The following is a 12,300-nucleotide window of genomic DNA, read 5'->3' as shown; positions in this document are numbered from 1 at the left end:
TCCGCGTTACTTATTGGCGTCTTGATTCAGGACACGAGTCCCAGTGCGCGTTTCACCGGCCCAAAACTGCGGCGGTGATGTTCAGTTGCGCCGTGTTCAGCCAGTCTTTCCAGGTGGAAAGCGGTAGGATACCCCTTATGCTGAGCAAAGCCATACTGGGGAAAAGTGAGATCCAGCGCGGCCATTTCGGCATCGCGGGAGACTTTGGCAATGATCGAGGCGGCGCTGATTTCGGCCACCCGGCTGTCGCCTTTGACGACCGCCAGGGACGGCATGGGCAGCGCCGGACAACGATTTCCGTCGATCAGCACATACTCAGGCACCACGCTCAGCCCGGCCACCGCGCGCTGCATCGCCAGCATGGTGGCATGCAGGATATTCAGTTCGTCGATCTCATGCGGCTCCGCCCGCCCCAGACTCCAGGCCAGCGCTTTCTCTTTAATTTCATCGAACAACGCCAGGCGGCGCTTTTCGGATAATTTCTTTGAGTCATTCAGACCGATAATCGGACGAGCAGGATCGAGGATCACCGCGGCAGTGACAACGGCACCCACCAGCGGCCCACGCCCCACTTCATCCACACCCGCCACCAGATGGGTGTGAGGGTAAACAAATTCCATCATTGTGCTAACTCCAGCACCGCGTCAGCCGCCTGTTCATCGGCATTACAGCGGATCTGCTGATGCAATTCCCGGAAGGTGTCATGCATTTCATGGCTGGTTTTGCCGTCGGCCAGCAGCGGTAGCAGCGCGGCGGCTAACGCCTGCGGCTGACACTCATCCTGCAGCAGCTCTTTGACCAACTCGCGGCGAGCAAGTAGGTTCGGCAGGGAGACGTAATCGGTTTTCACCAGACGTTTCGCCAGCCAGAAGGTGAACGGCTTCATACGATAGCCTACCACCATCGGGCATTTCGCCAGCATGCACTCCAGCGCGGCGGTGCCCGATGCCAGCAGCGCGGCATCGCTGGCGACCATCGCCTCACGGCCTTTGCCATCTAACAGATGAACATGCAGATCCGGGGCGACCTCCGCCTTAATGCGCTCGAACTGCTCCCGGCGTTTGGCATTCACCAGCGGCACGACCACTTCGAGGTCAGGGTAGGTCTGACGCAGGATCTGCGCCGTTTTCAGGAAATCTGCGCTGAGCATTTCCACTTCAGCTCCACGACTGCCCGGCAACAGGGCCAGACAGTGAGCGTCATGCGGAATTCCGAGCACGTCGCGGGCCGCATTTTTATCGGGATCCAGCGGCATGGCATCAGCCATGGTGTGGCCGATAAAGCGGCACGGCACGTTGAATTTATCGTAAAACGCTTTTTCGAAAGGCAGGAAAGCCAGAACGAGATTCGTCGATCTGCCTATTTTGAAAACGCGTTTCTGTCGCCACGCCCAGACGGACGGACTGACGTAATGGATGGTTTTGATCCCCTGCTTTTTCAGATTACCTTCGAGGGTAATGTTGAAATCAGGCGCATCAATGCCGACAAACACATCGGGCTGTAGTTCGGTAAAACGGCGCGTCAAATCGGCACGGATATGCAGCAAACGGCGCAGACGCCCCAGCACCTCGACGATGCCCATCACCGCCAGCTCTTCCATCTCGTACCAGGCTTCACACCCTTCAGCCTGCATCAATGGACCAGCAACGCCGACAAAGCGCGCGTTGGGAACGCGCGCTTTGAGCGCTCGAATAAGACCGGCACCAAGAATATCGCCGGAGGTTTCTCCGGCGACAAGGGCGATCGTCAGCGGGCGGCTATCAACCATTAACGAATCAGACCGCGAGTTGAGCGTGCGAAGAATTCCACGAACGCGTTCACCTCAGGATGCTGTTTCGCCAGTTCAGCGATTTCCGGCTTCGCCTCTTCCAGCGTTTTACCGTTACGGTAAAGCTGTTTGTAGGCGTTACGGATAGCCATAATCGCTTCACGGCTGAAGCCGCGACGCTTCAGGCCTTCGATGTTGACGCCAAACGGCGTCGCATGGTTGCCCTGCGCAATCACATACGGCGGGACGTCCTGCGCCACGCCGGAGCAGCCGCCAACCATCACGTGCGCACCAATGATGCAGAACTGATGGACCGCGGTCATGCCGCCAATGATGGCATGATCGTCAACTGATACGTGTCCCGCCAGCGTTGCGTTGTTGGCGAGAATACAGCGGCTACCGACGGTACAGTCATGCGCGATGTGCGCGTTGACCATAAACAGGTTATCGCTGCCCACCTTCGTCAATTCACCACCCTGTACTGTGCCACGATGAATGGTGACGCTTTCGCGAATGCGGTTACGATCGCCAATTTCCACACGGGTCGGTTCGCCAGCATATTTCAGATCCTGGTTAACTTCACCGATGGAGGCGAACTGATAGATCACGTTATCGCGGCCAATGGTCGTATGACCATTCACCACGACGTGAGATTTCAGTACGGTACCCTCACCAATTTCAACATGGGGTCCAACAATACAAAATGGACCAATGTGAACGTTAGCACCGATAACGGCACCCTCTTCCACAATGGCGGTTGGATGAATAAAGGCGGTTTTATCAATCACGTATCAGGCCTCCCGGCTACGCGCACACATCATGGTAGCTTCGCAAACAACTTTGCCGTCAACCAGAGCTACGCCTTTAAAGCGAGTCAGGCCGCGACGCGTTTTTTCAAAAGTCACTTCCATGATCATCTGATCACCAGGCACGACCGGGCGCTTAAAGCGCGCTTCGTCAATACCTGCGAAGTAATACAGCTCACCCGGCTCCAGTTTACCAACGCTTTTAAACGCCAGGATACCGGTGGCCTGAGCCATCGCTTCCAGGATCAATACGCCCGGGAAGATAGGCTTCCCAGGGAAATGCCCCTGGAAGAATGGCTCGTTTACAGAAACATTTTTCACTGCGCGCAGAAAACGACCTTCTTCAAAATCCAGCACACGGTCTACCAGCAAAAACGGGTAGCGGTGCGGCAGAAGTTCTAAAATCTCTTCAATATGCAGAGTATGAGTGTCAGTAGTCAAAATACTCTTCCTGTCAAAATATCTGAATGGCAATAATAACACGGCCTGCCGGTTTATAAGAAAGCCGACAGGCCGGGAAGTGTGCGTTAAACGGGTGAACGCTTAGTCTTGTTGATCGATTTTGCGCTCAATGGCCTTGAGGCGCTTGCTCATATCATCAATATTCATTACCAGGGCAGCAGTTTTACGCCACGCCTTGTTAGGCTGCAACGGTATACCTGAGGAGTAGACGCCCGGCTCAGTGATAGGACGCATAACCATGCCCATGCCTGTCACCGTGACTTTGTCGCATATTTCCATATGCCCGTTAATGACGCTGGCGCCGCCAATCATACAGTAACGGCCAATCTTCAGGCTGCCTGCCATAATAACGCCACCGGCAACCGCGGTATTGTCGCCAATCACAACGTTATGTGCAATCTGGCACTGGTTATCGATGATAACACCATTACCGATAATCGTGTCATCAAGCGCACCACGGTCAATGGTGGTACATGCGCCGATTTCGACACGATCGCCGATGATCACCCGTCCCAGCTGCGGGATCTTCACCCAGTTACCACGATCGTTGGCATAACCGAAACCATCCGAACCGATAACGGTGCTGGACTGGATCAGGCAATGTTCACCAATTTCGATCTCATGGTAAACGGAGACATTGGCCCACAGACGAGAGCCTGCACCAATTTTTGTTTTTTTACCCACGAAGCAACCGGCGCCAATCACCACGTTATCGCCCAGAACGACGTCTGATTCGATAACGGCATTGGCACCAATTGATACGTTGTTACCCAGCTGCGCCGTCGGATCAATCACCGCACTGGGTGCGATGTTCTGTGCCGGCTGCGGCGTGGTATCGAGAATTTGTGCCATACGGGCATACGTCAGGTAGGGATTCTTCACTACCAGCGCAGCACCTGCGGCAAACGGCAAATCGTCCTGCGTCAGTACGACAGCAGACGCCTGGCAAAGCGCCAGATGTTCACGGTACTTCGGGCTTACCATGAAGGTGATAGTGCCTGCTTTAGCAGACTGCATGGACGCAACAGCGGTGATGACGATATCGCCATCACCGTGTAATTCTGCATCCAACTGCTGAGCTAAATCAGCGAGTCGAATTGAAGGCATTACTTATTTAACCTGTTTCAGGACATCAGCGGTGATGTCTTTAACATCGCTGCTGTTGAATGCAACAGCGTTGGCATCAACAACCAGATCGATGTTCTGATCGGCAGCAACAGCTTTCACAGCAGACTGGATACGGGTAACCAGTTTGCCACGTTCTTCGTTAGAACGACGTTGACGATCCTGCTCAAAAGATTGCGCTTTCTGAGAGAAGGTCTGACGCTGAGCCATTACGTCTTTTTCCACTTTGCTGCGCTCGCTCGCTTTCATGGTAGAACCATCGCGCTGCAGACGCTGCATTTTGGATTGCAGATCTTTTTCCATACCTTGCAGTTCGCTTGCACGGCCTTTGAACTCGTTCTCCAGCGTGGCAGAAACACCTGTTTTCTGCGCAACCTGCTGGAACAAGTTACCCATATTGACGATTGCAATTTTGTCTGCTGCCTGAGCAGAAGTTGCCATCGCTAAACCGAGACCTGCAGCTAATAACCACTTTTTCACAATTAACTCCTTACCATCCCATTGGTACCCGAAGGTACCGTTCTTTGCGTGGCAAGGCGATCCTGCGATCGCCAGTTGTCAGCGCTACACTGCCAACGCATTCCTTTGCGGCGGACAATTACCAGGTTTTACCAATGTTAAACTGGAACTGCTCCGCTTTGTCTCCCTCGTATTTCTTAAACGGCTGGGCGTAGGAGAAGACCAACGGCCCCAGCGGTGACATCCATTGTAGTGCGAGACCCGCAGACATACGAATATTGCTCGGATCGCTGTAGTCCGGAATGCCTGCAGCACGGGTCGCACTGGTATTTTCCCAGTTAGTATCCCATACGGTACCCGCATCCAGGAAGAAGGAGGTACGTACGGAATTGGCATACTTATCGCTGATAAACGGCGTAGGCGTAATAAACTCCAGGCTGGCAACACCCATGGCGTTACCCCCTACTGCATCATCAGAGCTACACACTTCGCTCGATGAAGCCTTATCGCAGTTATCTTCGTCATTGCCACCGTAATACGCTGCTTTCGGACCAATGTTGTTGGACTGGAAGCCACGCACGGTGCTTGAGCCGCCCGCGTAGAAGTTCTCGTAGAATGGCAGTTCTTTGCCACCTAAACCGTCGCCGTAACCCCAGCGCGTACGACCCAGAACCACCCATTTATGGTCTTCGTCGATCGGGAAGTAGGACGCAGTATCGAGGGTGACTTTATAGAACTCATTATCTGAGCCCGGAACCGTGACTTTACCGTTCAGGTTGACGCGCGAACCTTCGGTCGGGAAGAAACCGCGGTCGAGACGGTTGTACGTCCAGCCATAGTTGAAGGTGAAGTCATCGGCGGCAAAGCCGTTATCATCATTCGAGGTGCTGGCAGACTGTCCGATAGAATCCAGATAACGCCACATTGCCACCTGCGGCTGCATGTTGGACAGGTCGTTATGCACATAACCTAAGCCAGCACGCAGGGTGTTGTATTCGTTAATCGGGAAGCCGAGCGTACCATCAACGCCGTAGCTTTTGTTGGTATACGAAGACAGGTCCGCATCATCCGCTTTAAAGTCGTTATAGAAAATACGACCGCCCAGACTCACACCATCAACGGTGAAGTAAGGGTTAGTAACGGAGAGCTCGGAGTAGGTCTGGTAGTCGTTTTTGGTACCGTTGATACCGACGGAATAGCCAGTACCTAACCAGTTATCCTGCTGCACGCCTACCTGGAAGCTGACGCCGCTTTCAGTACCGTAACCGACACCAAAGTTAAAGCTACCGGTATTACGCTCTTTAACCTTGTAGACGACGTCTACCTGGTCCGGTCTACCTGGTACGCGCTGCGTATCAGTATCGACGGTTTCGAAATAACCCAGACGGTTCAGACGCTCTTTACCCTGGTCAACCAGATCGCTGCCCAGCCACGCGCCTTCCATCTGGCGCATTTCGCGGCGCAGAACAGAATCTTTGGAGGTGTCGTTACCTTCAAAGCGGATCTTACGAACGTAGAAACGGTTACCCGCATCAACGTTAACGTGGAGCTTAACGGTTTTATCCGTATCGTTGATTTCAGGCTGAGTCTGTACGCGTGGGTAAGCATAACCATAACGGCCGAGCAGCTTTTTAATGCCGTCTTCCATTTTGGTCACTTTCGCACCGCTATACAGTTCACCCGGCTGCAGTTTGGTCAGGCTTTCGATCTCGGCAGAGTGACCCGCGAGGTTACCACTCACTTCCACACCAGAAAGCTTGTACTGATCGCCTTCGGTAATGTTAACGGTGATGTAGATGCCTTTCTTGTCTGGCGTCAGGCTGACCTGAGTCGAGTCGATGTTGAAGCGCGCATAGCCGCGATCCAGATAGTAGCTGCGCAGGGTCTCGAGATCGCCTGCCAGTTTCTGTTTCTGGTATTTACGGTCGCCTACTACGTTCCACCACGGCACTTCGTCACGCAGCTGGAAGGTAGAGATCAGCTCGTCGGTGCTGAACGCATGGTTACCGACGATGTTAATCTGCTGGATCTTCGCGGAAACGCCTTCCTGGAACACCAGCTTCAGATCGACACGGTTACGTGGCAGCGGAGTCACCACCGCTTTAACGCTCGCGCTGTATTTACCGACGCTGTAGTAGAAATCTTCCAGCCCTTTCTCGATATCAGACAGGGTGGTGCGATCCAGAGATTCGCCAACACGGACGCCAGAGGCCTCAAGGTTTTGCTTGAGCATGTCGTCTTTCACCGACTTGTTGCCGGAGAAAGTGATGCTGGCAATCGTTGGACGCTCTTTTACCTGAACCAACAGCGTATCACCATCGCGCAGGACGCGAACGTCCTCGAAGTTGCCAGTGGCAAACAGCGCGCGAATGGTATTACTAATGTCTTCATCATTAACCGTGTCGCCTGGGCGCACTGGCATACTGAGGAGGGCCGCACCAACGGCGACACGCTGAAGGCCTTCGAAATGAATATCTTTCACTACGAACCCGTCAGCACCGTATACGGTCGCGCTGCTAAACAGCAGCGACGCTATGAGCAACTTTTTCATCGCCATCGTTATTATGCGTTCTTCCTAACACTCTCTTACAACCGAGAGAAATCATTGAAAAGTGCAAGCCCCATTAACAGCACCAGTAAAATCGAACCAATGCGATAACTAAAGTCTTGAACTCGCTCGGATACCGGTCCGCCTTTTAGCTTCTCAATCGCTAAAAACAGCAGATGACCCCCGTCTAAAACAGGCAGTGGGAACAGGTTTATTATCCCGAGGTTCACGCTAATGAGCGCAAGGAACATGAGATAGTAAATCACCCCGAACTCTGCTGACATCCCAGCCCCCTGAGCGATCGAAATCGGCCCACTGAGGTTGTTCAGTTTTACGTCACCGGTAATCAGTTTCCCCAGCATCTGCACAGTCAGCTTCATCAGTTGCCATGTTTTATCCGTGGCTTCAAGAATGGCGCTGAACGGCCCATACTGGCGTATTGTCTTGTACTCATCAGGCAGCGGAATCACTTTTGGCACCACGCCTGCAAAACCTTCGGCCTTTCCGCCACCCGGTTTGGTATCCGGGATGAGCGTTAAAGAGAGCGGACTCCCCTGCCTTTCTATCTCCAGCGCCAGTGGCGTACCTGGATTATCACGCACCAGAGTAACAAAGGTCATCCATTGCGTTAAAGGTTGACCATCGACTTTAACGATCCTGTCGCCCGCTTGCAAACCTGCTTTACGCGCAGCGGAATCAGACTGGACTTCAGCGAGCACCGGTTCAATCTGCGCGCTGCGTGGGCGGATGCCTAACGCAGCAACGGGATCTTCTTTATCTGGCTCAAAGGTCCAGGTGCGTAAATTCAGGATTTTATCCTGACGCGCACTGGAACCGAAAGGCGACACGCTAACGGTCGTTTGCTCATCACCAATTTTGGCAACCAGTTGTAACCGCACGGCATCCCAATCAGGGGTTTCGATACCATCGATCGCTTTAAGTTCCATGCCCGGATTAATTTGCGCGCTTGCCGCGATGGAGTTGGGTGTTATTTCACCAACAACCGGACGAACGCCAGGGACACCGATGATAAACACCAGCCAGTAAGCAAAGATGGCGAAGATGAAGTTTGCCACCGGACCGGCAGCAATGATTGCGGCGCGCTGGCCGACGGTTTTGTTGTTGAACGCGTAATGGCGCACTTCAGGCGCCACTGGCTCGACGCGCTCATCCAGCATTTTGACGTAGCCGCCGAGTGGGATAAGGGCAATAACAAATTCTGTGCCGTGGCGATCGTTACGACGCCAGAGCGCTTTCCCAAAGCCAATTGAAAAGCGCTCTACACGCACGCCACAGCGCCGAGCAACCCAGAAATGGCCAAATTCATGCACCGTGATAAGTACACCCAGTGCAACAATGAACGCCGCCAGATTCCAGAGAATGCTAAGCATAAAACCTTCCGTTAAATCGTCCCAAATACCAGCAAAAACAGGCAGGCAAACACGGGTACCGCTGCCGTCAGGCTGTCTATACGATCCAGGATACCGCCGTGCCCTGGAATAAGATTGCCACTGTCTTTGATCCCTGCTTCGCGCTTAAACATACTTTCGGTCAAATCACCCAGCACGGAAGCCAGCGCTGCGACGATAGAACAGACCAATAAGGTTGCCGGTGCCACCTCAAGGTTGGCCCATACGCCATAACCCCACGAGATAATCGCCGCCGTAAACAGACCGCCGATAAAGCCCTGCCAGGTTTTACCCGGGGAGACTTTCGGCGCCAGTTTATGTTTGCCAAACAGTTTACCAAACATATAGGCGCCAGAGTCAGCCCCCCAGACGAGAATCATGACATACAGCAGCCATAATGCCCCACTGTAAGGGTTGTCGTCGTAGTGCCAGGTACGGAGGGCCAGCATTCCCCAGAAGAAAGGAACAATGGTGAACAGCCCAAAGCAGAGGCGCAGTAGTTTCGAATTACGCCATAGCGACGCAGAGCCGGGATAGAAGAGTACCAGCAGCAGCGCTGCCAGCCACCATCCCAGCGATAGCCAGAGCGAACCCGCTATTATCGGCTGATGAATATTGTGATGGTATTCTGGCAGCATAAAGAGCATCAGCGCCAGTATCAGTCCGCACAGCACCGCCAGCCATACCCGCTGAGAACGCGAGGTAAAGCCGCTAAACTGCCCCCACTCCCACGCTGCCAGCATGCATACGACCAGTGTGACAATAGCGAAGCCCACCGGTGGCAGTAAAAACAGCGCCGCGATGACAACAGGTATTAAAACAAACGCAGAAATCAGGCGATACTTCAGCAAAAGCTACCCCCATCAGGCGTTGTCGCCACCAGGCTCGGTACCACCAAAGCGACGCTCTCGATTGGCAAAGGCATGCAGCGCACCTTCAAAGTCTTGTTCATCAAAATCGGGCCAAAGAACATCTGTAAAGTAAAGTTCGGCGTAGGCAATTTGCCACAGCAAAAAGTTACTGATGCGATGTTCTCCCCCTGTCCTAATTACTAAATCCACGGGTGTCAGTTCACTCATGCAGATTTGCTGACTCAGCGCCTCTTCATCAATCTGGTCCGGCTGTAATAGCCCTTCCTGAACCTGTTCAGCCAAATGCCGTACACCCTGGACAATATCCCAACGTCCGCCATAATTCGCCGCGATATTGAGCGTTAAGCCGGTGTTTTGTTCGGTCAACGCTTCCGCTTTACGAATACGTTCCTGCAAACGTGAGTTAAAACGACTGGTATCGCCGATAATACGCAGGCGAACGTTGTGGCGGTGCAGGCTTTTTACTTCGCTGTCGAGCGCCCACACGAACAATTCCATCAACGCGCTAACTTCCTGCGCAGGTCGATTCCAGTTTTCACTGCTGAAAGCATAGAGCGTTAACGCGTCAATGCCGTTATTGGCGGCAAAAGAAACAGCGCGGCGAACAGATTTCGCCCCAGCTTTATGCCCAAAGGCTCGGATCTTCCCTTGTCTTTTCGCCCAGCGGCCATTGCCATCCATGATGATTGCTACATGACGACAGCCATGTGCTGGCAAGTTCTCGCTTATTGGTTGATTCGCAGACAACATAACGCGTTTTTGGTCCCTGAAAGGATTTAACGGTACTCAGGAATACTGAAGCCTTTACGTAAAAAAGCCGTGTCATACCACGGCTTACCTGACCACGTAACGTCAACTACCCGTAATCAGGTGGCGCAGACTATATCACTGAAGCCCAACGCTAACAAATAGCATGACCATACGCGGCTGGATTATCACCAGCTTGCGAGGTGCGTCACCGCTTTTTGCGCCGTGAGCCTGGCTTTCGCATCGACGGTCAGCACATCATCCACACTTTGCGGCTCGCGTAAATCCATCGCCTCAAGAACAGAGAGGTTCAGCGCAGCGATATCCGTAAAGCGGATCCGCTGTTCGAGGAAGGCGGCGACAGCAATCTCGTTCGCCGCATTAAGGGCGGTTGTTGCCGCTTGCCCCTGCTCGAAGGCCTCCATCGCCAGCTTCAGGCACGGATAGCGCTGATAATCCGGCGCGCTGAACGTCAGCGCACTTAATTTGCAGAAGTCGAGCGGCTTCACGCCGGAGACCACGCGGTTAGGCCAGGCCATCGTATGGGCGATAGGCGTTCGCATATCAGGTTCGCCTAACTGCGCCATTACGCTGCCATCCCGGTAACGGACCATGGAGTGGATCACCGACTGCGGGTGAATCAACACTTCCATCTGCGCTGCCGAGGCGTTAAACAACCAGCGGGCTTCAATGTATTCCAGACCTTTATTCATCATGGTGGCAGAATCGACGGAGATTTTACGTCCCATCGACCAGTTCGGATGACGACAGGCCTGATCCGGGGTCATTGAGACCAGGTCAGACAACGGCGTATCGCGGAACGGGCCACCAGACCCGGTAAGCAGGATAGAAGAGACACCATTCTGCTCCAGATCAGCGTACCCCAGGTTTTGCTGAAACGGTTGCGGTAAACTCTGAAAAATAGCGTTATGTTCGCTATCTACCGGCAATAGACGCGCGCCGCGCTGCTTCACCGCCTCCATAAACAGTCGTCCACAGGTCACCAGCGACTCTTTGTTGGCCAGTAACACCGTTTTCCCGGCATCGATCGCCGCCAGCGTCGGCAGCAGGCCTGCAGCACCCACAATCGCCGCCATCACCTGGTCTACATCGTCGAGGGCTGCCATGTCGCAGGCGGCCTGTTGACCGCTTAATACCTCGGTCCGGCTGCCGTTTTCAGCCAGCAACGCTTTTACCTGGCGAGCACTCTCCTCGTCGTCCATAACCGCATAGCGTGGCGCAAACTCAAGACACTGCTCGACCATGCGCTGAACGTTTTTCCCGGCGACCAGCGCGGTCACGGTGTAGTGTTCAGGATTGTGGCGAACGACGTCGAGCGTGCTGCAACCGATCGATCCGGTTGAGCCGAGGAGTGTTAATTGCTTCATGAATTGTCCAGAAGTAGTGAAACCAGCAAAGCAAAACGCCGCCAGCAAAGCCCAACGGGCCTTCTGTACGGCGTTTTATCAGAGTACGTCAGAAATCAGAACTGCATCAGTTCCGCTTCTTTTTCTGCCAGCGCCGCATCAAGTTTCTTGATAGCTGCATCGGTCAGTTTCTGTACGTCGTCCTGAGAACGGCGATCGTCATCTTCGCTGATCTCTTTATCTTTCAGCAGCGCTTTCACTTTATCGTTCGCGTCACGGCGAACGTTACGCACGGCAACACGGCCCTGCTCTGCTTCACCACGTACTATTTTGATCAGATCTTTACGACGCTCTTCGGTCAGCGCTGGCAGTGGAACACGGATATCCGTGCCTGCAGAGCTTGGGTTCAGACCCAGATCGGATGCCATGATGGCTTTCTCAACGGCCGGACCCATTGAACGATCGAAGACGTTGATTTTCAGCGTACGGGTATCTTCTACCGTCACCTGCGCCAGCTGACGCAGCGGGGTTGGCGTACCGTAATATTCCACGATGATGCCATCCAGCAGGCTTGGAGAAGCACGGCCAGTACGGATTTTGCTGATTTGGGTTTTGAACGCTTCTACGCATTTGTCCATGCGTACTTCAGCATCTTTTCTGATGTCGTTAATCACGTTACGAATCCTTGGAAACTTGTCTCAGGCAGACTATCTACCAACACAACGCTACAGGTGTGC

12 protein-coding genes are annotated in these 12,300 nt (G+C 53.6%); all 12 read right to left on the bottom strand.

Going from position 1 to position 12,300, the window contains the following annotated elements; translation table 11 throughout:
• Positions 1-26: 26 nt before the first annotated feature.
• Positions 27-623, bottom strand: coding sequence for a ribonuclease HII (gene rnhB / locus G7090_RS04350; protein ID WP_166181634.1), 597 nt, complete (start codon positions 621-623; stop codon positions 27-29).
• Positions 620-1,768 (bottom strand): lipid-A-disaccharide synthase, encoded by a 1,149-nt coding sequence (gene lpxB / locus G7090_RS04345; protein WP_106994308.1) that lies wholly within the window; start codon positions 1,766-1,768, stop codon positions 620-622. Before lpxB ends, rnhB begins: the two co-directional genes overlap by 4 nt.
• Positions 1,768-2,556, bottom strand: a complete 789-nt coding sequence (gene lpxA, locus G7090_RS04340) for an acyl-ACP--UDP-N-acetylglucosamine O-acyltransferase (protein ID WP_166181633.1) — start codon at positions 2,554-2,556, stop codon at positions 1,768-1,770. The genes lpxB and lpxA overlap by 1 nt, the downstream gene beginning before the upstream one ends.
• A gap of 3 nt (positions 2,557-2,559) precedes the next feature.
• Positions 2,560-3,015, bottom strand: coding sequence for a 3-hydroxyacyl-ACP dehydratase FabZ (gene fabZ / locus G7090_RS04335; RefSeq protein ID WP_007373234.1), 456 nt, complete (start codon positions 3,013-3,015; stop codon positions 2,560-2,562).
• A 102-nt stretch (positions 3,016-3,117) separates the two neighbouring features.
• Complete coding sequence (lpxD, locus tag G7090_RS04330; protein ID WP_166181632.1) at positions 3,118-4,143, bottom strand: UDP-3-O-(3-hydroxymyristoyl)glucosamine N-acyltransferase; 1,026 nt, start codon at positions 4,141-4,143, stop codon at positions 3,118-3,120.
• A 3-nt stretch (positions 4,144-4,146) separates the two neighbouring features.
• Positions 4,147-4,641: a molecular chaperone Skp gene (gene skp, locus G7090_RS04325; RefSeq protein ID WP_106994306.1), complete on the bottom strand. Its 495-nt coding sequence runs from the start codon at positions 4,639-4,641 to the stop codon at positions 4,147-4,149.
• Between the two features lie 118 nt (positions 4,642-4,759).
• Positions 4,760-7,177 (bottom strand): outer membrane protein assembly factor BamA, encoded by a 2,418-nt coding sequence (gene bamA / locus G7090_RS04320; protein WP_106994305.1) that lies wholly within the window; start codon positions 7,175-7,177, stop codon positions 4,760-4,762.
• Between the two features lie 29 nt (positions 7,178-7,206).
• The gene (rseP, locus tag G7090_RS04315; protein WP_166181631.1) at positions 7,207-8,559 is read right to left on the bottom strand and encodes a sigma E protease regulator RseP; all 1,353 of its coding nucleotides are present in this window, start codon (positions 8,557-8,559) and stop codon (positions 7,207-7,209) included.
• Between the two features lie 11 nt (positions 8,560-8,570).
• A complete protein-coding gene (cdsA, locus tag G7090_RS04310) occupies positions 8,571-9,428 on the bottom strand; it encodes a phosphatidate cytidylyltransferase (RefSeq protein ID WP_106994303.1) in 858 nt (285 codons plus the stop codon).
• 12 nt (positions 9,429-9,440) lie between these two features.
• Positions 9,441-10,199, bottom strand: a complete 759-nt coding sequence (gene ispU, locus G7090_RS04305; RefSeq protein ID WP_106994302.1) for a (2E,6E)-farnesyl-diphosphate-specific ditrans,polycis-undecaprenyl-diphosphate synthase — start codon at positions 10,197-10,199, stop codon at positions 9,441-9,443.
• Positions 10,200-10,384: 185 nt separating this feature from the next.
• Positions 10,385-11,584 carry a 1-deoxy-D-xylulose-5-phosphate reductoisomerase gene (gene ispC, locus G7090_RS04300; RefSeq protein WP_106994301.1) on the bottom strand — a complete coding sequence of 400 codons (1,200 nt, stop codon included), beginning with the start codon at positions 11,582-11,584 and terminating at the stop codon, positions 10,385-10,387.
• A gap of 95 nt (positions 11,585-11,679) precedes the next feature.
• A complete protein-coding gene (frr, locus tag G7090_RS04295; RefSeq protein ID WP_106994300.1) occupies positions 11,680-12,237 on the bottom strand; it encodes a ribosome recycling factor in 558 nt (185 codons plus the stop codon).
• Between the last annotated feature and the right edge of the window lie 63 nt (positions 12,238-12,300).

It is taken from the genome of Leclercia sp. 29361, from assembly GCF_011290365.1.
Lineage (GTDB): Bacteria > Pseudomonadota > Gammaproteobacteria > Enterobacterales > Enterobacteriaceae > Enterobacter > Enterobacter tamurae.
The sequence above is the reverse complement of the archived record's forward strand: the minus strand, read 5'-3'. Positions and strand labels throughout refer to the sequence as shown.

Bases quoted from the DNA above. Each gene is read 5' to 3' on its own strand.
- lpxB (WP_106994308.1), bottom strand. From the start codon at position 1,768: ATGGTTGATAGCCGCCCGCTGACGATCGCCCTTGTCGCCGGAGAAACC.
- bamA (WP_106994305.1), bottom strand. From the start codon at position 7,177: ATGGCGATGAAAAAGTTGCTCATAGCGTCGCTGCTGTTTAGCAGCGCG.
- lpxD (WP_166181632.1), bottom strand. From the start codon at position 4,143: ATGCCTTCAATTCGACTCGCTGATTTAGCTCAGCAGTTGGATGCAGAA.
- rnhB (WP_166181634.1), bottom strand. From the start codon at position 623: ATGATGGAATTTGTTTACCCTCACACCCATCTGGTGGCGGGTGTGGAT.
- ispU (WP_106994302.1), bottom strand. From the start codon at position 10,199: ATGTTGTCTGCGAATCAACCAATAAGCGAGAACTTGCCAGCACATGGC.
- ispC (WP_106994301.1), bottom strand. From the start codon at position 11,584: ATGAAGCAATTAACACTCCTCGGCTCAACCGGATCGATCGGTTGCAGC.
- rseP (WP_166181631.1), bottom strand. From the start codon at position 8,559: ATGCTTAGCATTCTCTGGAATCTGGCGGCGTTCATTGTTGCACTGGGT.